Here is a 26,795-nt window from a genome sequence, read left to right on the forward strand (position 1 = left end):
AACCCCATCGAAAAGAAATGGGCACAGGCTAAGTTTCTACGCCAAGGCTGGATGGAAAACGACTTATCCAAATTGTTTTATGATATTTGTCCTAACCATAACAATTTTATTTTGAACTGACTATAGTAGGTACTTTTTTAGTAGATGCATTTGTCTATTTATTTGGAGAGAAAATTAACTTCAAGACTGTTTCGTATAACATATCTCCTGTTGGTAGAGAGTTTTGCTTAGGACAATGGCACTCTATAAATATAGTCTACGAATATGAGGTATTAGAAGGGAACTATAGTAGTAGTTTACTTAATTCTACGAATTCTGTGATGAAGCTTAGCTATGAAAGTGCTAATGCGAGACTTTTAAAGTGTCTGAATGAAAGTAAAGTTTACGTTGTTAAATCATTTCCTAAAATATCGATGATAATGCCTTTTAATCAAGATATTAGATACTATTTGGGGTTGATATTTAGCGTCTCATGTATGCTGTTTTCAGGTCTGAAAATTCTATAGGTGAAATAAAATTATTGAACGCTAGTTAGTGAGATTAAAAACAGATGTCTTAATTGATAGGTTTTTTACAATAAATTGTTGACAAGGGTGCTGGCCAATTCATATGTATATTGCTCAAGTACATACAAGTAAAGGATAAATTTTGAGTGACCGCAAAGCGTTAGATGTTGATATTGGGCAAGAGCATATTCTCATACAGCGACGATATGACGCTTTGGGCGCAGTAAATGATTTGCTCATTGCTGTTTGGTTTTTGATGGGTAGTTTTTCTTTTTGAAAGAATCGTTAACGACGGACGGCACATGGCTATTTATCCTTGGCAGCGCCCAACTACTTATCAAACCGCTAATTAAGCTAATCAGCTTGATTCATGTTGGTAGGGTATTTAAACGCACAAAAAAATAACAACCTCGTTCAAAACACATTGAATTATTTTAATATGTCTGTATTATTGGACATATGGAAATAACTAATGCTATCGCAAGCTTTGCTGCGCTCTCTCAAGATACTCGTTTAAAGGCTTTTAAGCTGCTAGTCAGCCATGAGCCTGAAGGCCTACCTGCGGGCGAAATAGCCCGTCAGCTCGCTGTTCCTCATAACACAATGTCAGCCCACCTATCGGTGCTGGCACGGGCAGGGTGGGTGGTCTCACAGCGTCATAGCCGGCAGATTATCTATCGTGCTTCGTTATTACATATGGATAACGTCATTCAGTTCCTGTTGCAAGATTGCTGTGCGGGACATCCAAAACTGTGTGCGTCACTCATGGATAGCCTGAGCGACTGCAGAGTAAATGAGTCTGCTGAGCAAAGTAATGATTAAACCAATTATCAATTCAATAAATACATAAAATAGGTGTAAACACTATGAAGCCATTAATATTTCATAATCCTAAATGCGGAACCTCTCGTAATACGCTTGCCATTATTAAAGCGTCGGGTGAAGAGCCAGAAGTGGTGGAATATCTGAAAAATACGCCAACGCGCGACCGTTTAGTGGAGCTGTTGGCACAAATGCAGATTTCGCCTAGAGAGCTATTAAGAAGCAAAGAAGCTATTAATGATGAGCTTGGTCTGGATAATCCTGAGTTGTCTGACGACCAAATTATCGATGCCATGATTGCGCATCCTATTTTAATCAACCGTCCTATCGTAGTGACGGATAAAGGCGCTGCTCTATGCCGTCCGTCAGAGCGTGTGTTTGAATTGCTAGCAAATCCAGTAAGTAGCTTCACCAAAGAAGACGGCGAGGTTGTTACTCATGACAAACACTGAGGTTGACCAAACATTAGCAGTTGATCCTACTGTTTCGCCAGAATTTAGCTTAGACGATTTGCCCAATATTGATATAGATAATCTTCAGCCTATCGATATTGAGTCTTTGGTTGCGCCAAATGACTCACGTCATCCGCCGAAAATATTAGTGCTATACGGTTCTGTCCGTGCACGCTCGTTTTCTAGATTGGCCGCTGAAGAGTCTAGCCGATTGCTACGTTGGTATGGTTGTGAAGTAAAAATGTTTGATCCATCTGGTCTGCCATTGCCTGACGATGCAGACTCAGATCATCCCAAAGTGCAAGAATTGCGGGAGCTGGCGCAGTGGTCAGAAGGCATGCTGTGGGTGAGTCCAGAGCGTCACGGCAGTATTACCAGTATTATGAAAGCGCAAATCGACTGGATACCGCTGTCACTAGGTGGCGTACGTCCAACTCAAGGTAAAACCCTAGCACTGATGCAAGTCAGCGGTGGTAGTCAGAGCTTTAATACGGTTAATCAGATGCGTATTCTCGGGCGCTGGATGCGGATGATTACTATCCCTAATCAATCTTCGATACCCAAAGCGTTTTTGGAGTTCAACGATGACAATCGCATGGATATGTCTCCGTTATATCTGCGTCTTGTTGATGTCTGTGAGGAGCTAGTGAAGTTTACTTGGCTCACACGTGGACGTTCAGATTATCTTACTGATCGCTATTCAGAACGCGTTGAGAGTGCTGAAGAGCTATCGAGCCGTGTCAATCAAAAATCGATCTAACCTCCTAATCGATCTAACTCCCTATATTAAATCGGCTGAATAAAATCAGCTTAAGTAAGGTTGTACAATGCTTGCATTTGCTGTTTTTGTGGTCACTTTAGTCTTAGTTATCTGGCAACCTAAAGGATTGGGTATCGGCTGGAGCGCCATGGGTGGTGCCTTAGTAGCGTTAGCGCTTGGCGTCGTGCAATTATTAGATGTGGGTATCGTCTGGGATATTGTCTGGGATGCGACCTTTACTTTTGTGGCGCTGATTATCATCTCGCTTATCTTAGATCGGGCAGGGTTTTTTGGCTGGGCCGCATTGCACGTGGCACGTCTTGGCAATGGGCAAGGGCGCTTGTTGTTTCCGATGATTGTCATATTGGGCGCCTTTATTTCTGCCTTTTTTGCCAATGATGGTGCTGCGCTATTACTAACCCCGATTGTCATTGCTATCTTGCTACGTCTGAAATTTTCGCCACCATCAGCTTTAGCATTTATCATAGCGACTGGTTTTATCGCTGATACGGCAAGCTTGCCATTGGTCACCTCAAATTTAGTCAACATTGTCAGTGCCAATTATTTCGATATTGGCTTTGGTCGTTATGCGGCGGTAATGGTACCGGTTAATATAGTGTCTGTATTAGCGACGCTACTGGTATTGTGGGTTGTCTATGCACGTCATATTCCAAAAACCTACTCAACTAGCGAGCTAAGCGCTCCAGAATCTGCCATTACCGATCCATTAGTATTCCGAGCTGCTTTTCCACTATTAGGCTTGCTACTGGTCGCCTACTTTGCAACAGAGCCGTTGGGGCTGCCTATTTCGCTGGTCACGGGCATCGCTGCTGTTGCACTGATGGCAATCGCTGCTCGTATATGGCAAGGCGGTCGCGGTGCGGTGGTCTCGGTGAGCGATGTAGTACGTAAAGCGCCTTGGCAAATCGTACTATTTTCAATCGGTATGTATCTAGTGGTATACGGTCTGGGTAATGCAGGTCTCACTGCCTATGGGGCGCAAGTACTCAACTGGTTGGGTCAACAAGGCGCAGTCATTGCTACCGTTGGAACTGGGTTCTTGTCCGCTATAGTCGCTTCTGTTATGAATAATATGCCAGCAACCTTAGTCGGCGCGCTTGCGATTGATCAAGCACAAGTACCTGCTGCAACGCGAGAGCTAATGATTTATGCCAATGTCATCGGTAATGATTTGGGCCCTAAATTTACGCCGATTGGTAGTCTGGCTACTTTACTATGGTTACATGTGTTGGCAGAAAAGGACTACAAAATCAGCTGGGGGCAGTACATAAAGATTGGTCTACTGATCACGCCGCCTGTGTTGTTAGTGACACTGTTGGCATTGGTGTTATGGTTGCCAATGTTGCCAAGCTAAGCTAGCCAACAGAAAGCTTGCTACAGTCATATCCTATCGTGACAATGATATTTACTTTTAAATATCATTGTCATAATCAAGAATGAGATAAAATAGTTGTAAGCGTTTATCAAAAGAGCAACGGTGATAAATAATATTAAATGAGAGACATAAAAAAACCCTCATCAAATTGATGAGGGTTTTGGCAAATGCCATAATTGAATCAAAGTTGACTCAAGAAATTTACTACTAAAATGTGGCTCTCCAACCTGGGCTCGAACCAGGGACACACGGATTAACAGTCCGTTGCTCTACCAACTGAGCTATTGGAGAATAGGCTGTAAGTGTTTAATCGCTTACAACGAGCCTTAGAAGTCTCTAACGAGTTCTTGCTAAGTGGGGCGTATTCTAGCAAAGATAAAAAATACGTCAAGCGTTTTTTTGCATAATTAGTAAAAATTATCATTTTAATAGCTTGAGAGAAGGTTTCTGTCAAAAACTAACCAAAGACTGCCTAAAAAAGACGCCACATAGAGAATATGTGGCGTCTTTATTTGTCAAGATACGAGATCTACTAGAATATTGGCAACACCAATTAGCGTTTACAATTTACTCAGCAACGTCTAAATCAGCCACTGCTTTTTCGATACGCGATAGTGCATCTTTCAATGTTGCCTCATCAGTAGCGTACGAGATACGCATATAGCCGCCAAGACCGAAGGCATCACCAGGTACGACTGCTACGCCAACTTTGTCCAATAACCATGCTGAGAATTCAGTACATGATGACAGGCCAGCCGCTTTGATGAGCGGTACGATATTTGGGTATACATAGAATGCGCCATCAGGACGCAAGCAAGTAATGCCTTTAATGGCATTTAAACCATCTACGACTAGGTCACAGCGTTTCTCAAAGGCGGCTACCATCGGCTCTAGTACGCTCTGATCACCACTGATAGCGACTTCCGCTGCCACTTGGCTGATTGACGTTGGGCATGAGGTAGATTGTGACTGTACCTTTTTCATCGCGCCGATTAGCTTAGCAGGGCCACCCGCATAGCCGATACGCCAGCCTGTCATTGCATATGCTTTAGACACACCGTTCAAGATGATTGCGCGATCTTTTAGCTCAGGTGCCGCGTTTAAGATATTGTAGAACTTATCACCTGTCCAGCGGATGTGCTCGTACATATCGTCTGAAGCTACATAGACTTGTGGATGTTTTTTCAATACTTCAGCGATGGCCTTTAGCTCATCTAATGTGTAAATCATACCTGTTGGGTTAGATGGGCTGTTTAATACCAACAATTTAGTCTTGTCAGTGATCGCTTCTTCTAACTGCTCAGGGGTAATTTTGAAGTATTGCTCCGCTGGGCATTTGACGATGACTGGCACACCTTCTGCGATGATAACCATGTCAGGATAGCTGACCCAGTATGGTGCTGGGATGATGACTTCATCGCCAGGATTGATAAATGCTTGGGCAAGGTTAAAGAATGACTGCTTACCACCGACCGATACTAGGATTTCGTTTGGCTCGTAGCTGATGTCATTGTCGCGCTTAAACTTCTCGATGATGGCTGTTTTTAGCTCTGGCGTACCATCGACAGCCGTATATTTAGTAAAGCCATCATTGATTGCATCGATGGCTGCTTTTTTGATGTGTTCAGGAGTATCAAAATCAGGTTCACCAGCGCCCAAGCCGATAATATCTTTACCAGCTGCTTTGAGCTCTTTGGCTTTATTGGTAATCGCTAGCGTAGGTGATGGTTGGATGTTGTTGACGCGGTCAGACAGTTGCAACTCGCTCATGAGAGATCCTTTTTTATATGAGGGTGGGATTGGTGAAAATCTGATATTAATTATATAACGTTTTCATTGCTATCAGGACAAGATGTCAGATAGTTTAGGAAAAGATAGCATTATCTTACCGTAATACGGTGGTCATTCGATTATAGATGATGGTAATAATGCTTCGGCAAACGACGCGATTGCTAGTTTTTGCATTAGTTTTTGCATTGTAGCATGCTGATATTGAGCTGTCTTACGACGCTAGTAACAGAATATTGTGTCGTTGCTTGTGATAGTAGCACCCTTATAAAGATGACAAATAACATGCTTATATTAAGCTTGAGCCAGACGATTGCGAAGACACAACAATAAACCTGTAGCCAACCACTATAATTATTTAGATTTGTTAAATAAAATGGCTTATAGCTTAATGAAATGCGCCCAATGATATCTGCGAAGAATAACGATAATTAATAGCTAGTTGCTATCAAAGGTATAAGGTTTTATTAGGTAATCAGTTTAAGAGCATTAATTCCATATTATGAAAATACTTAAAAAGATAAGAATACTCAAAAAGGATATTTACGATGACAGATTCTACTGAAAAATTACATATTCTCATTACTGGGGCGACGTCGGGCATTGGTAAGCAGTTGGCAAAAGACTATCTGCTAGCAAATCATCATGTATATGCAGTTGGCCGTGACGACGAAGCGTTGGCTGAACTTCAGGCGTTAGGCGCAGAAACGATTGATTTAGACTTAATGGATCGAGAAAAGGTCATCGAAGCTTTTGAAAAAATCGACAATGTCGATTTGGCAATTTGCGGTGCTGGCATGTGCGAGTACTTAGATATGCCGAACTTTGATAGCAGTGTGTTTATGAAAGTAATGTCGGTAAATATGGGTACATTGTCGCATGCGATCGAAGGAGTGCTGCCAAAGCTAATTGCTTCAAAAGGTCGCTTGGTCGGTATCGGTTCAGCGTCTGCTTATGTGCCTTTTGCGCGTGCTGAGGCCTATGGTAGCTCAAAAGCTGCTATCCATTATCTAATGAAGACCCTACAGATTAGCCTTGCTCCGTATGATGTGTCAGTTAGCTTAGTCGTGCCTGGTTTTGTCGAAACCCCGATGACCGAACAGAATGATTTTCCGATGCCGTTTATCCAGACGCCAGTGCAGGCCAGTCAAGCCATACGTGACGGTATCAAAAGTGGGCATGACGTGATTGAATTTCCGAAAAAACTAACCATGCCTTTAAAAGCATTGGGTACGCTGCCTGATTTAGTCTGGCAGCAAGTTAGTGAAAAACTTAATAAAAAATAATCTACTATCAGTAGAACTCTTAGCCATCATATCGACAGAAAAATACAGAAGGGAATGCTTTTATGCCGTTTACTCGTTTCAAGCGTGCAAGTAACCAAAAAAATGCTACCGATGCTGCAACAGATTCTGACCATCAGACTACCCCAAAACGTATTGCTATCATCGGCTCAGGTGTGTCAGGACTGACATGCGCCCATTATCTAGGTACGCAACATGATGTGACGGTATTTGAAGCCAATGATTATATCGGCGGGCATGTAAACACGATTGATGTGGCATTACAAGACGGTAAAAAAGCGAAGAGTAGCAATGTAGAGAGTAGTGCGATAGATACAGGGTTTATTGTCTTTAATGAGCGCACATACCCGAACTTTTTTCGCTTGCTTCATGAGTTGCAGGTGCCGTTTCAGGCAACGGATATGAGCTTTTCTGTCAAAAATACTGCACGTCATTTTGAATACAATGGTCATACGCTCAACACTTTATTATCGCAACGCAAAAACGTACTCAATCCGAAGTTCTGGCAATTTATCAAAGATATTCTGCAGTTTAACAAGCATATCAAACAGCTACGTCAATATTACGATAGTGCGCGCTCCCAAGGACAAGATGTCAGTAGCTTTGCAGAGCAAACGCTCGGCGGTTACTTAGCACAAAAGAAATACGGTCAGCTATTTACCGATAATTATCTACTACCAATGGTCTCGGCTATTTGGTCAACCAGCCTAGATGAAGTACAAGATTTTCCACTGGTGTTTTTTGCACAATTCTTTGACAACCACGGTTTGCTCGATGTGGTCAATCGTCCGCAGTGGTTTACGATAAAAGGCGGTTCAAAACAGTATGTCAATAAACTGATTCCACGCTTTATCAAAGCGGGTGGCAAAATACGAGTCAATAGCCCAGTACAATCTGTGGTTCGTGATGGTGATCAAGTGATTTTGACGGTGAAGAATGCTTTGACAGTGCAGGATAAAGGTAACGCTGACAACCGTAGCGAAAATCTTGTATTCGATGAGGTTGTTTTTGCTTGTCATGCAGATACTGCGCTAAAGATTTTAAAGGATGCCAGCACCGATGAATCTGAAGTATTAGGTCATTTTCGCTTTACCAAAAACACGGCTGTACTGCACACCGATACCAGTGTTTTACCTAAGAAACCACTGGCATGGGCAAGCTGGAATTACTTAATAGATGAAACAACTTCAGGTAATGCTAAGGATGAGCAAGCGGCTGGAAACGCACAGATACCTGCAAAGCCAGTGCTGACTTATCACATGAATATCCTGCAACGCTTGACCAAAAAACACAATTATTTGGTCACATTAAATCCAGCTGTAGACAACAAAAGCGTCGATGATAAGCAGATAATTAAGAGCATCGATTACAGTCATCCAGTGTTCGATCTTGCGATGATTGAGGCGCAGACTAAATGGTCGAGTATCTCGGGTAACGGTTCGCACACACATTTCTGCGGGGCTTATTGGTTTAATGGCTTTCATGAAGATGGTGTACGCAGTGGGCTACGTGTCTGTCAGGCGCTTGGTCTTGATATTGAAATAAAAGACGAGGTTGACCCAGCTCATTTACCTGACGCTGATAGCGCGTATACGCCGTTTCGTTATAAAGACTTGCCTATAAAAGCAGATACCAAATTACGTAAGCTGAATAAGCGTAAAGTAACCACAGCGACAACCAATCAGGAGCTGGTCGAGTATGCTAATCGTTTGCAGAGTTCAACTGCTGATACGAGCCAATATAAGAAACGTGGCTTATTCGGTCGCCGTAAAACCAAATAATATGACGATTAATGCCGTTATGTATTCTAAGTGTTTTGAAAGATTCGCCATATAAAAGTATGCCGTTACATAAGAGACTATTTATGACCACGTCCGCTCAAGATACCAATACTAAGCCAAATCATGAGTCTTCTTATGATACAAATGCATTGCCGCATCAGCTGTTTGAGGGTACGACATGGCACAGTCGGCTGCTACCTAGTTTGAATAAATTCGTTTACCCTTATCGCTACTGGGGCGTCAATATTAGCGCATTGGCGACAGGGCAAGAACTTCCTGAAATTAGCACGGCGTCATTTGACGAGAGTAAGTTTTTAGAAAAATTACCATTACGTAAAATATTACCGAAAAAGCTACTAGCAAAAGGTCTGCCTCTATTTTCACTAAAGAAAAAAGCGCTACAACAATTCTGTCCTGATGACTATCTACAGCATACTGACCTACAGAGTGCTAATAGCCTAAGTAACGATGAAAAACATGATAGTAACGGACAGTCTATTCAAGCACTAGAAAAACGTCTAAGCCAAGCATTTGAAAAACATGCAGGTAGCGCGCCTGAAGGCGATATGTTGGGATTGCTTGTCTGCCGTAATGCGGGCATGTACTTTAGCCCAGTTAATTTTTACTTGGGGTTTGATGCGCAGCAAACGCCCACTCATTTATTGGCTGAAGTGTCTAATACGCCTTGGGACAAGCGTCATTATTACGGGTTTTTGTTAGAAGGAGAGGATACTGAGTTCTGTCATGACAAGGATTTTCACGTATCACCTTTTAACCCTATCGATCAGCTTTACCGCTGGCAGGTAACGGTAAAACGTACAAAAACAGACGATCAACCTAACGCTGGATTACAGGTACGTATCGCTATCAATATCAGTGATGAGCGCGGTGAAGTTTTAAAAACTGGCATAAAGATATCAGGCGTACCAATGACAGAAGATGCTGTTCGTCATAGCTTGCGAAAAAACCCTCTGATGAATATGACATCATTAACCCGTATTTATTGGCATGCGTTTAATCTATATGCGATTAAAAAGGTGCCGTATATCAACTACGATGAAAAATTGGCCAACAGTCAACAGAAAAGCGGCCATCAGAAAAGTAGATAGTAGAAAAGCAGCTAGCAGTATCGAGCGCAAAAAATGTCTTAGAGTTACAGCAATTTTTAAATATCAACAATCCAAAAATCTCGTCAATGTAATACTAAAAAATAAAGCATTTAAACAAGGACAACCATACGATGTCAGTACGACCGACCGACCGAGCACCAGTGACAAAATTAGAGAAATTAACTGCTCGAATGAGTAGAGTGGTTAACGAAAGTGCCGTACTACAACCAGTAAGTGACGGCGTGAATCATTTAGCCAGAAAGCTTATATTTCGCGCATTACAGCACATCCAGTTTGGCAGTCTTACTTTGATTGAGACCTTTGGTGAGCAAACAGCAAAGACAACTAGCTTTGGCAAAGTCGCTCCTCAGGTAGCAAGTAGTTCAGCAGTAGGTCGACATTCTCTAAACGTCACGTTAGAGATTCATGATAGTGCGGTTTATCGTCAACTGCTGCTTGGTGGCTCTATCGCTTTGGCAGACAGTTATATCGATGGCGAATGGGACACGGATGATTTGACGGGCCTGATCCGTTTGGCGGCGCGTAACTTGGAAGTGCTTAATAAATTAGAAAACCGTTTTGCGGGCGTTAGTAAAGCATTTGAGAAAGCGAAGCATCAGCTACGTGGTAATGACAAATCTGGTTCTAAATCCAATATCCTAGCGCATTATGACTTGGGCAATGATATGTATCAGCGTTTTTTGGATGATACGATGATGTACTCGTCAGCCGTATATCCGACGCCTGATGTGACGCTTAGCGATGCTCAGCAGCACAAGCTGTCGCTAATCTGCCAACGCCTGCAACTCGATGCAGACGATCGTGTGATTGAAATTGGTACAGGGTGGGGCGGATTCGCTATCTATGCAGCTACTCATTATGGCTGCCATGTGACCACCACGACTATCTCTGATGCCCAGTATGATGAAGCGCAGAGACGAGTCGAAGCGGCAGGATTGTCTGATAAGATCACGCTACTTAAGCAAGATTACCGCGAGCTGACGGGAGAGTACGACAAACTGGTCAGTATCGAGATGATTGAGGCGGTGGGACATGAGTACTTACCAACATTCTTTGCCAAGTGCAATAGCTTGCTCAAGCCAACAGGTCTTATGGTATTGCAGGCCATCACTTTTAACGATCAGAATTATCAAGACTATATCGATTCGGTCGACTTTATCCAAACGCATATTTTTCCAGGGGGCTGTCTGCTATCCAATCAAGAGCTGACGACACAGTTTACTGAGCAGACGGACATGGTCATCAAGCAACTACATGATTATGGCTTTGATTATGCATACACGCTGCGTGATTGGCGTGCTGCATTTATGGCACAGCGTGCAGAGATTCAAGCGCTTGGCTATGACGATGCCTTTATCCGCCTATGGGCGTTTTATTTTTGTTACTGCGAAGGGGGATTCTTGGAGCGTACCATCGGTGTGGTTCAAGTCACGGCGGTGAAGCCTAACAATATCGACACGCTACATTTTTCTGATTTGCCAAGTGCAGTCTTGAAGAACGAAACGGTTTCGAACGATGAGACGGCCTTTCATGATGCAGATATGGCAGGCACAGCATCGGTATAAGTCTGATGATATAGATATGGTTTGTTCATAATATTCATAGAGTCTCATACTGTATAGACAGTTTGAGACCCTTATGTTGAGAGGTTGTATATTGAAAAGTTTTACATTGAAAGGTTCTATGATGTTTGCAGGGCACGCTTATCACGCAGCCCTGAATAGCGTGTGACCGCTAGTGCCATTAGAGAGATGACAGCGCCAATCCAAGCTGTGTCTTGCAATGACATATTCTCAACCACGCTACCACCGATGATTGAGCCCAGTGCAATACCGATATTAAATGCAGCAATATTCAATCCAGAAGCGACATCGACGGCATTTGGCGTATATTTTTCAGCTTGCTTAACCACATAGATTTGTAGACCTGGTACATTACCAAAGGCAAAAGCACCCCATACCAAAATAGTCAGCACTGCGGCAATCTTGGACTGCATAGTAAAGGTGAACAGTAAAAGAATGACACTTAAGGCGCTGAATATAATGCTAAGCGCACTAATAGGGCCGCGTTTATCTGCAAGTTTTCCGCCCCAAATATTGCCGATCGCAACGGACACGCCATATACGAGCATGATGAGACCGATGGCTGATGGTGCAAATTTGGTCTGCTGCTCTAAGATAGGTGCTAGGTAGGTAAACGCCGTAAACGTACCGCCATAGCCAAGAATAGTCATTAGATAAACCAGTAATAACTGTGGTTTTACAATGACTTGTAATTGCTCTTTGAACGTTGCAGGGATAGATTTTTTTAGGTTTTTTGGTACCAATATGGCGCTACCGATTAAAGCGATTAAACCCAGTACTGAAACGACCAGAAACGTAGCGCGCCAACCGAAATGCTGTCCAATCCATGTGCCAAGGGGTACGCCAGTGACGAGCGCCACGGTAAGTCCTGTAAACATAATGGCAATTGCGCTGGCTTCTTTTTCTTTGCTGACAAGACTGGTAGCAATCATGGAACCAATAGAAAAAAACACACCATGCGCCAGACCGGTCAAGATACGGGCAAGTATTAAGGTTTCATAACTGGGTGCTTGCCAAGCCAATAAGTTACCGATGACAAACAGACCCATTAGGCTCATCAGTACTATTTTGCGGTTCCAGCGGCCAGTGAGTGCGGTAAGTATAGGGGCGCCGATGGCGACACCGACAGCATATAGACTGACGAGTAACCCTGCTGAAGGTAAGCTCACGCCCAGATCAGCGGCAATAGTTGGTACCAATCCAACGATGACAAATTCGGTTGTCCCAATTGCAAATGCGCTTAGAGTAAGCGCCCATAAAGCGAGTGGCATAACGACATCCTAATAATTAAATGATGCGCATAGTTTGACGGATTTATAGTTTGCAAAAAACAGCACAAATGACAAAATACCTTTGTCAATTTTGTAAAGGTAATCATGATGATGGGACATGCTAAAACAGAAGACATAGAGATATTTTTGACGGTAGTAGACACGGGCAGCTTTACTGGCGCTGCCAACTTACTGAATCAGCAAGTAGCTAAAGTATCTCGTGCAGTGTCCAGACTCGAAGATACACTGCAATGCACGCTGCTGAATAGAACGACACGGCGTTTGGAGCTGACGGAGGAAGGGCATGTCTTTATAAGATATGCGCGTGAGAGTTTAAATACGTTATATACCGGTGAAGAGGCGATTAAGCTGTTAAAACAAGCGCCGAGTGGGCACTTACGAATTGACGCCGCGAGCCCGTTTGTCTTTCATCAACTAACGCCATTGGTTGGTGATTTTGTGGCGCAATATCCACACATTACTCTCGACCTTACCTCACATGACAATATCATTGATTTGCTCGAACATAAGACAGATTTGGCTATCAGAATTGGCGACTTGAAAGACTCAAATTTGCATGCACGTCTATTAGGTAAAAGTAAGCTACGGCTAGTAGCCAGCCCTGAATACTTATACCAGCATAATGAAGTGACTCATATTGATAATTTGAATGTTGATGATTTAAGCACTCATAAATTAATTGGCTTTAACGATGCGTCAAAACTAAATAGCTGGCCACTAAAAACTCCAGTTAAACTGAATTTTCATATGACTGGCAGTAGCGGCGAGACCTTGCGTCAGCTGTGTTTAAATCATCAAGGTATCGCTTTACTGTCACATTTTATGATTGGTGAAGATTTAGAATCTGGACGATTGGTTGAAATATTGCCTGAGGCGATAGTCAGACCAAACAACCGTGAAGCCATACAGGCGGTATATTACAAAAACAGTGCTGTATCTTCGCGTATTCTGGCATTTTTAGACTTTGTCCAACCAAGACTAACACTATAAATTTTATCCGTTTTTATTCATTTTATAAGAGGTAATATCATGGGTTACGTTTTTATTTATCTCGCCGCTGTGGTTATCTTTTTAGGTGTCGATGCTGTCTGGCTGACGACCATGAAAGGCGCCTTTTATGAGTCGCGTATCGGGCACCTATTGGCTGATGAACCAAACATGATGGCCGCTGGCGTGTTTTATATGTTTTATATATTGGCGCTTTGTATTTTGGTTCTATATCCGCAAATCAAAGCTGGTGCATCCGTTGGTCATATCTTCCTACTCGGCGGGCTGATTGGCTTGATGGCTTATGGCACATACGACTTTACCAATTTGGCACTGTATAAGGGTTTTACGCTAGATACAGCGTTGGTTGACTTTGTATGGGGTGGTATTTTGACCGGTTCAGTGAGTGCGATAGTGTCATGGCTTGCGTATCGCTTTCATTGGTTAAGCTAGCGCTTATATTTTGGCCTATCTAGGGCGTGTCCTCAATTCAATCGATAGTCATCTAAATGGGTTAAAAATAGCTAAATCTTGCCAAACAGCGTCAAATAGCTGACTAATATCTCGGTATTATCTGCGCTATTTTCCTTGTTTGACTGCGATTTATCTCATTTTCATCACCATTTTTAAAATGAGGACACGCCCTAACGCTGTTTAAATAGCGCCAATTTATACAATTTAGACTGTCTAATGACAGAGGGCCGTTTGTGCTATACGGCGACCTGCTGTATAAATGGTAGGCATAATAAATAAGTGTCAAACCATTAAGGAATATTATGCCGCAATACAATACCAGCTCCACTGCCAAAAAAGCCCCATTAAACCATGAGCTATACATGTCAGTACTTATGACGCCTGATATGGCGAATTTCATTGGCAATGTGCATGGTGGGGATTTGCTCAAGATGCTTGATCAGGTCGCTTATGCCTGTGCCAGTCGCTATAGTGGTAACTATGTGGTGACACTGTCTGTCGATCAGGTGATGTTCCGTGAGCCGATATATGTGGGCGAGTTGGTTACTTTTGCAGCCAGTGTCAATTATGTTGGTAACACCTCAATGGAAGTAGGTATCCGCGTCGAAGCAGAAGATGTGCGTGGTCGTACCGTCCGTCATACCAATAGCTGTTACTTTACGATGGTGGCTATTGATGACAATGGTAAACCGACATCCGCACCGCCACTCGATATCAAAAACAAGATGCAGCAATGTCGAGCTGATGCGGCCAAAGAACGAAAGAAACTGCGTATGGAAAGTTCACATCGTCCTAGTTGCGACTTTGAAGAAATTAATAAACAGTTTAGCGAACACGAAGCAGATGCCGAGGTGGAAAAGTAGCCCAAGTTATTTAAAGCTATCTAAAATTGTATAAAGTTATCTAGGTTTATTGAATTAATAATTCATACAACGACTCACTAAAAAGACACTGATATTGTAGAGCGCTTATTTTAAGCTGATATATGTTTCAAGCCATTCATCTACGGTGAAAATTCTACTATCAATACCTTATTTCAGTGAGTCTAGCATGAGTCTAAAGCCATCTATTGCTAATCCCCAGCGCCATTTACCAACCGCTCCTAAAGCGCAAACACCTCGTGCACGTGGGGCAGGTAATCCTAAAATTTTAAATGACCCTGAATTAAAACATACCCTTAATCAAAGCCCTGAAACCAATGATGAGCATTCAGGCTCACTTATCACTGTGTTAATTGCAGTTGGGGCCAATCTGGTTATCGCAATCGCAAAAACAGTTGCCGCTTTTATGACAGGCTCAGCCTCCATGATTGCAGAAGCAGCTCACTCATGGGCAGATGCTGGCAATGGTACTTTGCTCATCGTCGCAGAAAAAAAATCCATCAAACCTGCTGATAAAAGCCATCCGTTAGGTTACGGCAAAGAGTCTTATGTTTGGTCGATGATTGCTGCTTTTGGGGTATTTACGGCAGGCTCGATTGTCTCTATCTATACCGGTATTAAGGAATGGAACGCTAATGAATCTGAGACTAATTATACGATTGGCTTTATCGTATTGGCAGTGGCGTTTGTGCTCGAAGGGATTTCATTGGTTCAGGCATACAGACAAAGTAAAAAGCATGGCGAGGCGCTCGATATCAGTGCACTTGGCTATGTCGTAGATACCTCTAACCCAACGTTGCGCGGTGTATTCTTTGAAGATTTAGCAGCGGTTATCGGCTTGGTGATTGCCGCTGCCGCTATGGGTATGCACGCTTATACGGGCGAACCGTATTGGGATGCGTTAGGGTCTATCATCGTTGGCCTACTACTGGGTGTCGTCGCCATATTTTTGATCAGTCGAAACCGAGATTTCTTGGTCGGGCATAGAGTCACTGACCGGATGCACGAATACGTTTTAAGCGAGCTGCTGAATCATCCAGATATCGATAGTGTGTCTTACCTGCACTTAGAGTGGGTCGGCCCAAAAAAGATATTTATGGTGGCGGCAGTAGATATCGCAGGCAATCAAAAAGAAGAGCATATCGCTCAGAAGTTTGAAGAGATTGAAAATTTATTTAGAGGTAACCCAGTCTTTCAAGAGGCTATCTTGACGCTGTCCGAACCTAACGCTGAGCTGCTAAGTTTAGAGAATATTTAATCTGGGGATTTGATGGATTGAATATGTAATATGTATGTCATATCGAATGCTTTTAAGTACGCTTGCTAAATTCAAAAACCTAGACACGAAAAGCCGTCAACTATGACGGCTTTTTTTATAACTCTAGTGCTTAGTGACTAGTCAAATTGAATGCTATTATTTCTTTGGTGCGTTTGCACCGATGAACCATGCGTCTTTATCAACGATACGGCTAGCTTCTGTAAATAAGTCAGCGGTGTCTTCATCACCTGCATCGCCAGCTGTGGCAATTGCTTCACGCAATGTCTCTGCGACTTTTTTATAGCGGCTAGTTAGCTCACGCACATGCTGATCTACTTCAGTGATGTCAGTTGGATAATCATCTAAGATAGACTCTTTGACTACGCGACTTGCCAAACCGTTTGGTTGACCCCCTAAAATCACAATGCGCTCTGCGATAGTATCTGATACTTCAAGGATACGATCTGATGTTTCATCTAATAATTGATGCACACCGATAAAGCCAGTGCCTTGTAGATTCCAATGGCACTGTTTGCCATCTAAGGTTAAATCAATAACGTTTGCTAGGTTAGCGTTTAGCAAATCAATCATTTTTTTCGCAGTTTCGTCTGAAATACCACTTGCGTAACGTTCTCTCATATTTTACTCCGTCATTTATTTAAAATTATTATATTGAATGAAAGTTCAATGTATTTTTATTGGTCTTCTATTCGATGACAATCAAGTTAAAGCTAATGATAAGAATTGCTGTACAGCTATCAACTCATTAGTACTAATAACTAGGATTAAAAAGTCATCAACTTGTTAATTCAAGAACGATAATAGCAGCTTAACTCAGTGTTGGAACCCTTGAGTGTTAGGCTTTGTTGAGTGGTCGTGTAACGAGTTTGTTAACCGTGAAAAGCTTTGTAAATTTATCGAATACTGTGTGCGTTTTTTATAACGATGTAAGTTTTATCCGCTAATATTAATTCTTAATTTCTGATAAACCGTACATTTATATACTCATGTTTTGGGCAGCCAGACAGCATTTCGACTATAGGATAAGACTACTTATTTTCCTTTAAAAACCCTAGCTTAGACCCCACATTGTTATAAACCTTCAGAAGAAGAAAGCCATTATGCGTATGCCCGAACCGCGCTCATCGCGTCAGTTAAACCAATTGGCCACTCAGCTCCAAGGCGAAGCTGAAATTAGTGGTGTCAATGCGTCTGGGACGCAAATATCAAGTCGTGCTTTTGAGATGGTCACAGAATTTGAGCCAGCAGGCGACCAGCCGCAAGCGATTAAAAAGCTCGTCAACGGTATCAATTCGGACATGGACGAGCAGTTGCTACTAGGTGTGACTGGTTCTGGTAAGACCTATACCATGGCGAAGGTCATCGCTGAAACTCAGCGTCCGACTATTATTATGGCGCACAATAAAACGTTAGCGGCTCAGCTATATGGCGAGTTTAAATCGTTTTTCCCCAATAATGCGGTCGAATATTTTGTCAGCTATTATGATTACTATCAGCCAGAAGCGTATGTCGCTGCTAGTGATACCTTTATCGAAAAAGACAGCGCCATTAACGATCATATTGATCAGATGCGTCTGTCAGCTACGCGTGCCTTGTTAGAGCGTCGTGATGCGATTATTGTCGCTTCGGTATCCTGTATTTATGGTTTGGGTGATCCAGAGAGCTATCTAAAAATGCTGCTGCATGTCGTCGTAGGCGATAATATCGACCGTACAGCGACCATCAAGCGTTTGGTTGAGATGCAGTACACGCGTAATGAGCTGGATTTTGGCCGTGGTACGTATCGTTTGCGTGGAGAGCTGTTAGATATCTATCCTGCGGAGTCTGAGCAGTTAGCCGTACGTGTGCATTTATTCGATAACGAAGTTGAGAAAATTACGTGGTTTGATCCCTTGACGGGTAAGACGGTACGCAGTGTGCCACGTATTACCATTTATCCAAAGTCGCACTATGTGACGCCGCGTAATAAGCTAGAAGCAGCCAGCCATACGATTCGTGCTGAGCTAGAGCCGCGTTTAGAGTACTTCCGTGACAACAACAAACTGATTGAAGCACAGCGTCTCAAAGAGCGTACTCAGTATGACTTGGAGATGATTCAGCAGCTTGGTTACTGTAACGGTATCGAAAACTACTCACAGCATCTCTCTGGGCGTCCATCAGGGGAAGCGCCGCCGACGTTGTTTGATTATATTCCAGAAGATGCCTTGTTATTCCTTGATGAATCACATGTAACGGTTTCGCAGATTGGTGCGATGTATAAAGGCGATAGATCCCGTAAAGAAAACTTGGTCAATTATGGGTTTAGATTACCCAGTGCGATGAATAATCGCCCGATGAAGTTTGAAGAGTGGGAACGTATCAAGCCCAAAACTATTTATGTCAGTGCTACGCCAGCATTGTATGAGCTTGAGCACAGCGAGCAAGTCGTTGAGCAGGTGGTCCGTCCGACGGGTCTGATTGACCCTGAGATTGAGATACGTCCGGTCTTGACACAAGTCGATGATGTACTATCAGAGATTACCAAACGCCGCGAAAAGGACGAGCGTGTACTGATTACCACCTTGACCAAGCGTATGTCGGAAGATCTGACTAGTTACCTTAAAGAGTACGATGTAAAGGTCGCTTATCTACATTCGGACATCGATACTGTCGAGCGTATGCAGATTATCCATGAGCTCCGTACTGGTGTGCATGATGTGCTGGTCGGTATCAACTTGTTACGTGAAGGCTTGGATATGCCCGAGGTCTCGCTGGTAGCGATATTTGATGCTGATAAAGAGGGTTTCTTGCGTTCTGAGCGTTCGCTTATTCAGACCATTGGTCGTGCAGCGCGTCACTTGAATGGTAAAGCCATTCTCTATGCCGATCGTATTACGCCAAGTATGCAAAAGGCAATAGATGAGACGGATCGCCGCCGTGATAAGCAGATTGCCTTTAACCTTGAGCATAACATCACGCCAAAAGGTGCTCGCCGTAGTATCACGGACAAGATTGATACGGGCGAAAGCTTGGATGCCAGTGACAATCAAGCTATCCCAGTTAAGAGTAACTTGCCAGATGTGGATATCAATATCTTGCGTAGCCCTGATCTGCTTGCCAAAGAAATCAAACGATTAGAGAAGCAAATGCAGCAGATGTCGCGTGATTTGAAGTTTGAAGAAGCAGCAAAAACGCGTGATAAAGTGTTGGAGTTAAAAGCACATTTAATCTGATCGCTTGGGTTAAATGCTGAGGCTAAAAAGAAGCTAAACAATAGCTAAGGTGAGGTGCTTTTTGAGTACCTCACTTTTTTGTGGTTTATTCAATATCGGAATGTGCAGAATACTTGTAATGCAGCGCATTGCCACTTACCATATCCGCATAAATCTCACCATCCATATAACATCTCAAAAATTTAAGTCACAAGCAAACAAGTCGAGCACGTGTGATGCTCTATTTGGGCTAGGCTTGTTGTTCTCATAGATCACATTGTCAACACAGACTAAATTTTTGGAATGGACATAATCTAGGCGTATTATTCACTGTGCTTACCAACAACTTAATAGAATTAAACTCTAACGAAAATTCACTCGGCATGTCAGATGCTGCCAAACAAGCCGTTATCGACTCCTTAGACATCGGTTTTCGTTATCCTGATGACCAACGTGCAGCGCTGATTACCAAAGTCGCTGAGATAAACGGTGTGACAGAGAGTCAAATCTCACTGGGCAGTGGCTCTAGTGAAAATATTCGTACCGTCGTCCAAATGCTACAAAATCAAGCATTAGTAGAAGGCAAAAAATTCCAAGTCATCGTGCCGCATCCAACCTTTGCCTATGCTGAGTTATATGCGACATCTGTCGATGTACCTGTGGTAAAAGTACCGCTGATGACTGAAAACTACGCCTTTGACTTGCAAAGCATGCAAAAAGTGGCTGATGACTTTGAAGGTATTAGCTTGTTTTATCTGTGCAATCCAAACAACCCAACGTCGACTATTACTGACACAGTAAAACTTAGAGAATGGGTAGGGAATGCACCAAGTAACCATTACTTTTTACTCGATGAAGCTTATTCAGAGTATGTGACTGATCCAAGTTTTGAGAGTGGTGTAGCATGGATACGAGAGGAGTACTCAGAAAATGTCATTGTGGTGCGTACTTTTTCAAAGTTATGTGCACTCGCTGGCATGCGTGTCGGCTATGCAGTTGCTAGCCCGCAAATGATAGCTAAACTAGAGGCCTTTATCTCGATTGATAATACCAATTTGTCTGGTGCAGTGGCTGCGCTAGCGACTCTCGATGACGAAGCGTTTTTGGCCTTGAGCTTACGTACGGCGAATCAATCGCGCCAGCTGGTAGAGCAGACGTTAGATGAGCTTGGTTTACGGTATTTACCATCACAAGCCAGCTTTATATTCCATGAGATACAAGGCGATGTACAAACCTATATCGATAGAATGCGTGAGCATGGTATTGCGGTCGGGCGTGAATTTGCGCCAATCACAGGATTTAATCGCTTGACGCTTGGCAGACCTGATGAGATGGCAGTGTTCGTAGAGACGCTCAAATCATTTCGTGTGAAGGGCTGGGTCTAACTAAATTAGTTAATGCAGTTGGATGATATAAAGGGAAGTTGCTTATTGGTAGCTTCCTTTTTTGTTGGAATGAGTTATAGGGTAAATCTAATAGTAACTATTAGCCAAGAGCAGTAAATATAGTCAGAATTAAAAGTTTTGGTTCAGTCAAATATAATTAAGACATTGATATTTTTTAAAGTAAAATGAATTGTACAAATTCATAAGGTTAGCTGATGAAAACAGTTGAGAATCTTGGCAGAGCATTTCTTAAACCTCTATTTCCATATTTAAAATTTTCACCTGAAGATGAGCTAAGGAACAATAAGTATCGTCTTCTATATGACTATTCTCATCAGCTATATGACGAGGAGGTACAAAGGTTTAAAGACTTAGAAGATAAAAGTTTTAAGCTATTAACAGCTTTGTCTGTTATTTCATTATTATACATACCTACTTTGAACTGGGTTTTAAGCGTAACTAAGCCGTGGTGTGTACTGTCAGTACTAGTAATACCTATGATGATTGTTGATGTAGCATTTTTTTTAAGAGCATGGAAAAGCCTGAGTGAAACTTTTAAATTAACAGAAGTTCCTAAAATGCCTTTAGATAACAACCTGCTTGGTATTTTCAATGATGACAACGAGCATATAAATTCTTTATATTATCATTTATATCTAGGATACAATGAATCTATAATTCAATATAAAATAGTTAATGATAAAAAATCTAAATACATTAGTGATGGGCATAAGCACCTTCAAAAAGGCTTCACATATTTTATAGCTATACTATCGTTTGCAGTATTTGGAATGATCCTAGAATCTTTGTAAGGAATATATAAATGTCTGATAATAAACCGATAAGTTCTAAGCCAAACCTAGAGATACCACCTCCCAAGCTAGATATTATTGTAAAAGATAATAGAAATAAAAGTTCTAAACGTTAACTGTATTTTGACGCAGTATAATGATTTCATACTAAAATATGATTTTTACCAACATCAAACGCAGTTTTACATATCGCACCTTAAATAATCTAACACTATCTTATAGGATAACTGAGTAAAGCATGACCCGTTAATCACGCAGATGAATACTGAGTAACAGTCACAGTGCTCGGCATGCTCACGTATCTTATAATTATAAAGTTAGGGATGTACCTATGTTCGATATCAAATCATTTTTTAAACGAGAAGTAGAGAAAAAGCTTATCAATGTAGATGACTATATTTTTATGCCAGAACGCGTAGAGATGGAAATTGAAGGCGGACTATTAAATTGTGTGTTGAATAGTGATGGTCGCGTAGATATTTTTTATAGTAAAGACGGTGTCACTGAGGTGGGTTCAGCGTCGCGCAAACACCCATTTACAGCATTTGAAAAAGAGCTATATCATGGTATTTATGATGACGTGATTAATGATTTAATTAAGGAAGTAGATAAAATTATTGATAGTACTTCGAAGTATTTTCGTCGTAGCCAATCATTACCTTTTACGGCTTCTATAACGTCTCAAGCATCTGACACAAATAAATTTTAGGCTAAGAACTGAACTAATCTATTAGCAATAAAAAGGGTGCGTTATGTATAACGCACCCTTTTTATTATTTTTTACTCCAACGAATAATTTGATTGTTCTATTGAACAAAGCTTGTATAGCAGCTCTGTAGAGATTTGGCGACGACTCGTGCGACTAACTGAGTACGGTACTGAGAGTCAATCGCGGCATTGCCCAACTCAACAATGGTTACTTGCTGCGGTGCTTGCTCACTGACACAGCCACAAACATTGGTTTTAACAGATTCTTGCTGTGCTTCTGTCATGGCAACGCTTGCAACACGCCACGCGTTTTGTTTTTCAATTTGGCTACGACACTGGTTATCGATCGCAGCTCTAAAAACATTCATGCCGATCTCATTTGCGGTCCCGATTGCTGTACCTGTACCGTTGTTTGTAGCACCTGTTGTGGTACATCCCGCCAAGGCAAAAGTCGCTAACATCATCGTTGAAGCCAAGATTTTTTTCATAAGTTAGTCCTTTAAGGTGTCTGTCATAAATAGAGCTGTATATTATCAGTAAAACCTAGCAATGACATCATTAACCATTGGCACATTTTATTTTAGAACTCTATAACCTATATGTATTAACCACAAAAAAGCCAGCTAAGTGAACACTTAACTGGCTTGATATAGACTAAGCTATTCGGCTTATTTACACGTTTTTGCCGTGTTCTTTTTGCTGAATATCTTTTGCTAATTTATAGCATTCATTGATATGGTCATTAGCGATTTTCTTAAAAATCGTATAACCCATAGTTGCAGCAACCAGTTGACCGCCAAGTGGGATAAACTTAGTCACTTGTTTGGCAGCGATACGACCACCGAAACCTTGGATGGTTTTTTTGACGATACCACGTGTTGCCATGAGTCCAGCGAAGTCTACGGTACGGTCTTTTACTGCGCTCCAATGCACTTCGCGAGATTCCAAGTTAATGGCTGACTGACGATCTTCAATGAGACCGAAACGCTCACTAATCTCTGGAATCAGCTGCGTCAACATCCCTGCATCAACTGCCACATCAAAAAATGGTACTGGCACAACCGCTACACCAGCAGAAACTCTAGCGCGTCTTTTTACCATTCCCTGACATTCTTTTTTAACCTTCTCAAGGTCTAGGTTGGGGTCGATCGTATTTGGAAGTTTTTCAGCAAGTGGCGTGGTTTTCATAAAGTGTCCTTATAAATAATTAAAATATAAATGATAAAAAGTTCAATAGATAACAAATTCTTCAGTTGCTTACTATTTTATGGATTTATGCGTGGCTTACAATCATTGCTTTGTAGCAAAATGAATGAAATTACTCACACTGTGCACCTTTTTTGTAAGTGATTAAATGAAGGTGGTTTGTATAAGCTATAAAAATGGCAGTCTGAATTATCACTAATATATGGGCATCATTCATCAGGTTGCACAATGCATAATGATATACAAAGGTAGTATAAATTGTCATTGTGAGCCTCTACTAAAGCCAGTAGAATACCCTCATGCTAAATTTAACCCCCCGTTATACTAGCACTCGCATCGACGAGTTGCCCGCCGCGCTGCAACCATTTGCCGCTCAATCATTCACGCTTGCCCGTCTGTATGCAGGGCGAGGTATCACTGCGCCTGATGAGCTGGAGACTAGCCTATCAGGTCTATTGCCTGCTGAGGCCCTACACGGTGTCACAGAAGCCGTGCGCTTATTAGATATGGCCATTGATGAGCGTCAGCGTATCTTGATCGTTGGTGACTTTGACTGTGATGGTGCCACCAGTACAGCCTTAATGATGCGCGCGCTCACAAAGATGGGTGCGGTCGTTGATTTCCTAGTACCAGATCGTTTTAAGTACGGTTATGGTCTGACGCCAGAGATTGTCGAGTTGGGTATTGAGACTTTTCAGCCGGATATGATAGTGACGGTTGATAATGGCATCTCAAGTCATGAGGGCGTAGCGCGTGCCCAAGCTGATGGCATCACAGTGATTATCACTGACCATCATCTCACGACCAAAGAGACGCCACCTGCGGAAGCAGTGGTCAATCCCAATCAGCTAGGTTGTGACTTTGCTAGTAAAGCACTGGTCGGAGTTGGAGTCGCGTTTTATGTGCTCGGACGATTAGCAAAGCTACGCCGCGAAGCTGGCAAGTCTACCGTACAGGTGAGCCAATATTTGGATTTGGTTGCACTTGGGACAATTGCAGATGTTGGGGTATTAGATAAAAACAACCGTATCTTGGTACATCACGGATTGTCGGCTATTCGTCAAGGCCGCTGCTGTATGGGAATATTGGCATTGCTTGAGCAAGCGGGCCGTGATCCCAAGCAGCTTCATGCGCAGGATTTTGGTTTTGTATTAGGTCCACGTATCAATGCAGCTGGGCGTATGGATAATATGCGCATCGGTATCGAGTGCTTATTAACCGAAGACTGGAGCACTGCACAACGTTTAGCACAAGAGCTTGAGCAGCTGAACCGTACGCGTCGTCATGTAGAGGGCGAGATGCGTGCGCAAGCTGATAGTATCGTACAAGCACTGGCCTCTGAAGCTAATAGCGATGAAAGTGTGAGTGGTGATAGCGACAACAATGCGAGTAACGATGACACAATTACTCAAGCTGTCTCTACTGCTAAAGCCAGCAATGCAGGCGCGCGTAGTATTATTCTGTACCAAGACGACTGGCATCAAGGGGTCATCGGCATTGTTGCTGGCCGCCTAAAAGAAAGCCATTATTTACCCAGTATCGTTTTTGCACCAGCAGACACTGAACAAACGGATGAAGATAGTGCCATTAAAGGTTCTGCGCGTTCTATCGCTGGCGTACATATTCGTGATGCGATTGAACAAGTTGCTGAGCGTTATCCAGACTTAATCAGTCATTTCGGCGGGCATGCGATGGCCGCAGGTCTGACCCTAAAGCGCCGCAACTTTGAGGCATTTGTCACAGCTTTTAACGAAGTAATGGCTCAGATGGATGATGAGGTATTTGCAGAGCAAAAATTCACCGATGGACCTTTGCAGGCGAGTGACTTTAGCTTATGGTTTGCCGAGCATTTAGCCGATGCCAGTATCTGGGGTCATGGGTTTGCGCCACCGATATTTGACGATGTGTTTGAGGTATTGAGCTTCAAGATTTTAAAAGACAAACATCTTAAGTTATCGCTGCGCTATCCAGACGTTCAATATCCGATAGAGGCAATTTGCTTTAACTTCGATAATGAGGCGTGGGATTACCGTGCTAAGCAAGTCCACTTGTTATTTCAGCTAGACATCAATGAATGGAATGGCAAACAAAGCTTACAGCTGATGGTTAAAGATTTGGCTGTGGTAGAGCAAGGCTAAAGCGACAATATTGAACCGATAATACGAAACGCGCCCATATTTGAGCGCATTGGTATTTTTGAAATGAAGACACGCTCTAGTATCAGTATTTCCATTCTAGTGTGGGGAACTGCCAATCGTAACGAATAGCCAGCATACGCAAAGTAAAAATCGTACTCATCGTAGAGATATCAGCTACCCAATCTGTCACGCCTAAGTTCTTTAGAGCAAAGTACAGAACCCCACCCGTCAACGCTGCCGTAATATAAATTTCTTGCTGCAGTACCAATGGAATCTCATTGCAAATCATATCGCGAATGATGCCGCCAACCACGATAGTAATCACACCTAATAACAGCGCTACAGGTACATTGGCACCCATACTATCAGCGACTTTGATACCGATCAGCGTAAATGCTGATAGACCAATGGTGTCGGAAAGTTTGAGGAACTTATCCACTCGTCTGGAGTTTGGATGAAAAAATATCTGCATCGCTAGCGATGAAATTGTAATGAGGGTCAGATAGCTCATATCTACCATCCAAAATAACGGATGGCGATCCAGAATGACATCACGTACCGTGCCGCCGCCGATAGCAGTGACAATAGACACAAGCAGACAGCCGAAGACATCGAAGTTTTTGTGCTTGGCAAGTATCGTGCCTGAGACGCTACAGGCGATGATGCCAATCATATCGAAGAAATATATCAAAGAGCGGGGGTCAAAAGTAGTGATCAGTACGGTAGGATCCAATACGATAGCCAACATGGGCAGTTCTCACTATTTTCAATTATTGTCAGTCAAACAAAGGCTATCTAGGGCGTGTCATCAATTAGCACAGTTATTTTAGAATAAGCTATAGTAACTCTATATTTAGCAATCTGAGTAAAACCCTCATGACAAGACGCCATGCCCTACGAGATGACCAATGGGCGAGAAT

The 26,795-nt window shown here is 42.5% G+C and carries 23 protein-coding genes, 1 tRNA gene and 1 pseudogene; 18 read left to right on the forward strand and 7 right to left on the reverse strand.

Translation table 11 applies throughout. The annotated features are described in order from the left end of the window. The first annotated feature begins 762 nt into the window (after positions 1 to 762). The 5 genes and pseudogenes from JMX91_RS13470 to JMX91_RS12675 all read left to right on the forward strand — a co-directional run bounded on the left by JMX91_RS13470 (position 763) and on the right by JMX91_RS12675 (position 3,915). A pseudogene (locus tag JMX91_RS13470) lies at positions 763 to 911 on the forward strand (YrhK family protein). Positions 912 to 965: 54 nt separating this feature from the next. Continuing rightward, positions 966 to 1,328, forward strand: a complete 363-nt coding sequence (locus tag JMX91_RS12660; protein WP_057760921.1) for an ArsR/SmtB family transcription factor — start codon at positions 966 to 968, stop codon at positions 1,326 to 1,328. 44 nt (positions 1,329 to 1,372) lie between these two features. Next, positions 1,373 to 1,780 carry an arsenate reductase (glutaredoxin) gene (gene arsC, locus JMX91_RS12665; RefSeq protein WP_057760920.1) on the forward strand — a complete coding sequence of 136 codons (408 nt, stop codon included), beginning with the start codon at positions 1,373 to 1,375 and terminating at the stop codon, positions 1,778 to 1,780. Then, positions 1,767 to 2,540 (forward strand): arsenical resistance protein ArsH, encoded by a 774-nt coding sequence (gene arsH / locus JMX91_RS12670; protein ID WP_227679419.1) that lies wholly within the window; start codon positions 1,767 to 1,769, stop codon positions 2,538 to 2,540. Before arsC ends, arsH begins: the two co-directional genes overlap by 14 nt. A gap of 67 nt (positions 2,541 to 2,607) precedes the next feature. Then, positions 2,608 to 3,915: an arsenic transporter gene (locus JMX91_RS12675; protein WP_201549494.1), complete on the forward strand. Its 1,308-nt coding sequence runs from the start codon at positions 2,608 to 2,610 to the stop codon at positions 3,913 to 3,915. 236 nt (positions 3,916 to 4,151) lie between these two features. Here the strand turns inward: JMX91_RS12675 and JMX91_RS12680 are convergent. Continuing rightward, a tRNA-Asn gene (locus tag JMX91_RS12680) sits at positions 4,152 to 4,227 on the reverse strand. Positions 4,228 to 4,503: 276 nt separating this feature from the next. Next, positions 4,504 to 5,706 (reverse strand): pyridoxal phosphate-dependent aminotransferase, encoded by a 1,203-nt coding sequence (locus JMX91_RS12685; RefSeq protein ID WP_201549495.1) that lies wholly within the window; start codon positions 5,704 to 5,706, stop codon positions 4,504 to 4,506. Between the two features lie 566 nt (positions 5,707 to 6,272). Here JMX91_RS12685 and JMX91_RS12690 point away from each other — a divergent pair. From JMX91_RS12690 to JMX91_RS12705, 4 genes are all read left to right on the forward strand, one after another. Next, a complete protein-coding gene (locus tag JMX91_RS12690; RefSeq protein WP_201549496.1) occupies positions 6,273 to 7,010 on the forward strand; it encodes an SDR family NAD(P)-dependent oxidoreductase in 738 nt (245 codons plus the stop codon). A gap of 62 nt (positions 7,011 to 7,072) precedes the next feature. Further along, positions 7,073 to 8,809 (forward strand): NAD(P)/FAD-dependent oxidoreductase, encoded by a 1,737-nt coding sequence (locus JMX91_RS12695; RefSeq protein WP_201549498.1) that lies wholly within the window; start codon positions 7,073 to 7,075, stop codon positions 8,807 to 8,809. 83 nt (positions 8,810 to 8,892) lie between these two features. Next, complete coding sequence (locus JMX91_RS12700) at positions 8,893 to 9,918, forward strand: DUF1365 domain-containing protein (RefSeq protein WP_201549500.1); 1,026 nt, start codon at positions 8,893 to 8,895, stop codon at positions 9,916 to 9,918. A 131-nt stretch (positions 9,919 to 10,049) separates the two neighbouring features. Beyond that, positions 10,050 to 11,504, forward strand: a complete 1,455-nt coding sequence (locus JMX91_RS12705) for an SAM-dependent methyltransferase (protein ID WP_201549502.1) — start codon at positions 10,050 to 10,052, stop codon at positions 11,502 to 11,504. Between the two features lie 116 nt (positions 11,505 to 11,620). Here JMX91_RS12705 and JMX91_RS12710 read toward each other — a convergent pair whose 3' ends face one another. Next, on the reverse strand, positions 11,621 to 12,793 hold the full coding sequence (locus tag JMX91_RS12710; RefSeq protein WP_201549504.1) for an MFS transporter: 1,173 nt from the start codon (positions 12,791 to 12,793) through the stop codon (positions 11,621 to 11,623). Positions 12,794 to 12,898: 105 nt separating this feature from the next. On the opposite strand from JMX91_RS12710, the gene JMX91_RS12715 reads away from it, so the two are divergent. The 4 genes from JMX91_RS12715 to JMX91_RS12730 all read left to right on the forward strand — a co-directional run bounded on the left by JMX91_RS12715 (position 12,899) and on the right by JMX91_RS12730 (position 16,414). Continuing rightward, the gene (locus tag JMX91_RS12715; protein WP_265089201.1) at positions 12,899 to 13,804 is read left to right on the forward strand and encodes a LysR family transcriptional regulator; all 906 of its coding nucleotides are present in this window, start codon (positions 12,899 to 12,901) and stop codon (positions 13,802 to 13,804) included. Positions 13,805 to 13,843: 39 nt separating this feature from the next. Further along, on the forward strand, positions 13,844 to 14,254 hold the full coding sequence (locus JMX91_RS12720; protein ID WP_201549506.1) for a DUF2177 family protein: 411 nt from the start codon (positions 13,844 to 13,846) through the stop codon (positions 14,252 to 14,254). 323 nt (positions 14,255 to 14,577) lie between these two features. Further along, on the forward strand, positions 14,578 to 15,138 hold the full coding sequence (locus JMX91_RS12725) for an acyl-CoA thioesterase (RefSeq protein WP_201549508.1): 561 nt from the start codon (positions 14,578 to 14,580) through the stop codon (positions 15,136 to 15,138). A gap of 187 nt (positions 15,139 to 15,325) precedes the next feature. Next, positions 15,326 to 16,414: a cation diffusion facilitator family transporter gene (locus JMX91_RS12730; RefSeq protein WP_201549510.1), complete on the forward strand. Its 1,089-nt coding sequence runs from the start codon at positions 15,326 to 15,328 to the stop codon at positions 16,412 to 16,414. A 156-nt stretch (positions 16,415 to 16,570) separates the two neighbouring features. Here JMX91_RS12730 and dps read toward each other — a convergent pair whose 3' ends face one another. Then, on the reverse strand, positions 16,571 to 17,053 hold the full coding sequence (dps, locus tag JMX91_RS12735; protein ID WP_057760902.1) for a DNA starvation/stationary phase protection protein Dps: 483 nt from the start codon (positions 17,051 to 17,053) through the stop codon (positions 16,571 to 16,573). Between the two features lie 482 nt (positions 17,054 to 17,535). Between dps and uvrB the strand changes: the two genes are divergently transcribed. The 4 genes from uvrB to JMX91_RS12755 all read left to right on the forward strand — a co-directional run bounded on the left by uvrB (position 17,536) and on the right by JMX91_RS12755 (position 22,532). Continuing rightward, positions 17,536 to 19,647, forward strand: a complete 2,112-nt coding sequence (gene uvrB / locus JMX91_RS12740; protein ID WP_201549512.1) for an excinuclease ABC subunit UvrB — start codon at positions 17,536 to 17,538, stop codon at positions 19,645 to 19,647. 311 nt (positions 19,648 to 19,958) lie between these two features. Then, on the forward strand, positions 19,959 to 21,011 hold the full coding sequence (locus JMX91_RS12745; protein ID WP_227679420.1) for a pyridoxal phosphate-dependent aminotransferase: 1,053 nt from the start codon (positions 19,959 to 19,961) through the stop codon (positions 21,009 to 21,011). Positions 21,012 to 21,226: 215 nt separating this feature from the next. Then, a complete protein-coding gene (locus JMX91_RS12750) occupies positions 21,227 to 21,823 on the forward strand; it encodes a hypothetical protein (RefSeq protein ID WP_201549514.1) in 597 nt (198 codons plus the stop codon). 331 nt (positions 21,824 to 22,154) lie between these two features. Continuing rightward, positions 22,155 to 22,532 (forward strand): hypothetical protein, encoded by a 378-nt coding sequence (locus tag JMX91_RS12755; RefSeq protein ID WP_101206413.1) that lies wholly within the window; start codon positions 22,155 to 22,157, stop codon positions 22,530 to 22,532. Between the two features lie 97 nt (positions 22,533 to 22,629). Here the strand turns inward: JMX91_RS12755 and JMX91_RS12760 are convergent, their stop codons facing one another. Next, entirely contained in the window at positions 22,630 to 23,019 is a 390-nt protein-coding gene (locus tag JMX91_RS12760) for a hypothetical protein (RefSeq protein WP_201549515.1), read from the reverse strand. A 184-nt stretch (positions 23,020 to 23,203) separates the two neighbouring features. Further along, complete coding sequence (locus JMX91_RS12765) at positions 23,204 to 23,719, reverse strand: hypothetical protein (protein WP_101206415.1); 516 nt, start codon at positions 23,717 to 23,719, stop codon at positions 23,204 to 23,206. A 317-nt stretch (positions 23,720 to 24,036) separates the two neighbouring features. On the opposite strand from JMX91_RS12765, the gene recJ reads away from it, so the two are divergent. Beyond that, positions 24,037 to 25,875, forward strand: a complete 1,839-nt coding sequence (gene recJ / locus JMX91_RS12770) for a single-stranded-DNA-specific exonuclease RecJ (RefSeq protein WP_201549516.1) — start codon at positions 24,037 to 24,039, stop codon at positions 25,873 to 25,875. Positions 25,876 to 25,957: 82 nt separating this feature from the next. Here recJ and JMX91_RS12775 read toward each other — a convergent pair whose 3' ends face one another. Beyond that, positions 25,958 to 26,623 carry a trimeric intracellular cation channel family protein gene (locus JMX91_RS12775; protein WP_057760888.1) on the reverse strand — a complete coding sequence of 222 codons (666 nt, stop codon included), beginning with the start codon at positions 26,621 to 26,623 and terminating at the stop codon, positions 25,958 to 25,960. Positions 26,624 to 26,795 lie beyond the last annotated feature (172 nt).

The organism is Psychrobacter sp. Pi2-1, assembly GCF_904846645.1.
Classification (GTDB): domain Bacteria; phylum Pseudomonadota; class Gammaproteobacteria; order Pseudomonadales; family Moraxellaceae; genus Psychrobacter.

Coding starts and splice junctions, on each gene's coding strand:
- JMX91_RS12660 (WP_057760921.1), top strand. CDS start 966: ATGGAAATAACTAATGCTATCGCAAGCTTTGCTGCGCTCTCTCAAGAT.
- arsC (WP_057760920.1), top strand. CDS start 1,373: ATGAAGCCATTAATATTTCATAATCCTAAATGCGGAACCTCTCGTAAT.
- arsH (WP_227679419.1), top strand. CDS start 1,767: ATGACAAACACTGAGGTTGACCAAACATTAGCAGTTGATCCTACTGTT.
- JMX91_RS12675 (WP_201549494.1), top strand. CDS start 2,608: ATGCTTGCATTTGCTGTTTTTGTGGTCACTTTAGTCTTAGTTATCTGG.
- JMX91_RS12685 (WP_201549495.1), bottom strand. CDS start 5,706: ATGAGCGAGTTGCAACTGTCTGACCGCGTCAACAACATCCAACCATCA.
- JMX91_RS12690 (WP_201549496.1), top strand. CDS start 6,273: ATGACAGATTCTACTGAAAAATTACATATTCTCATTACTGGGGCGACG.
- JMX91_RS12695 (WP_201549498.1), top strand. CDS start 7,073: ATGCCGTTTACTCGTTTCAAGCGTGCAAGTAACCAAAAAAATGCTACC.
- JMX91_RS12700 (WP_201549500.1), top strand. CDS start 8,893: ATGACCACGTCCGCTCAAGATACCAATACTAAGCCAAATCATGAGTCT.
- JMX91_RS12705 (WP_201549502.1), top strand. CDS start 10,050: ATGTCAGTACGACCGACCGACCGAGCACCAGTGACAAAATTAGAGAAA.
- JMX91_RS12710 (WP_201549504.1), bottom strand. CDS start 12,793: ATGCCACTCGCTTTATGGGCGCTTACTCTAAGCGCATTTGCAATTGGG.
- JMX91_RS12715 (WP_265089201.1), top strand. CDS start 12,899: ATGATGATGGGACATGCTAAAACAGAAGACATAGAGATATTTTTGACG.
- JMX91_RS12720 (WP_201549506.1), top strand. CDS start 13,844: ATGGGTTACGTTTTTATTTATCTCGCCGCTGTGGTTATCTTTTTAGGT.
- JMX91_RS12725 (WP_201549508.1), top strand. CDS start 14,578: ATGCCGCAATACAATACCAGCTCCACTGCCAAAAAAGCCCCATTAAAC.
- JMX91_RS12730 (WP_201549510.1), top strand. CDS start 15,326: ATGAGTCTAAAGCCATCTATTGCTAATCCCCAGCGCCATTTACCAACC.
- dps (WP_057760902.1), bottom strand. CDS start 17,053: ATGAGAGAACGTTACGCAAGTGGTATTTCAGACGAAACTGCGAAAAAA.
- uvrB (WP_201549512.1), top strand. CDS start 17,536: ATGCGTATGCCCGAACCGCGCTCATCGCGTCAGTTAAACCAATTGGCC.
- JMX91_RS12750 (WP_201549514.1), top strand. CDS start 21,227: ATGAAAACAGTTGAGAATCTTGGCAGAGCATTTCTTAAACCTCTATTT.
- JMX91_RS12755 (WP_101206413.1), top strand. CDS start 22,155: ATGTTCGATATCAAATCATTTTTTAAACGAGAAGTAGAGAAAAAGCTT.
- JMX91_RS12760 (WP_201549515.1), bottom strand. CDS start 23,019: ATGAAAAAAATCTTGGCTTCAACGATGATGTTAGCGACTTTTGCCTTG.
- JMX91_RS12765 (WP_101206415.1), bottom strand. CDS start 23,719: ATGAAAACCACGCCACTTGCTGAAAAACTTCCAAATACGATCGACCCC.
- recJ (WP_201549516.1), top strand. CDS start 24,037: ATGCTAAATTTAACCCCCCGTTATACTAGCACTCGCATCGACGAGTTG.
- JMX91_RS12775 (WP_057760888.1), bottom strand. CDS start 26,623: ATGTTGGCTATCGTATTGGATCCTACCGTACTGATCACTACTTTTGAC.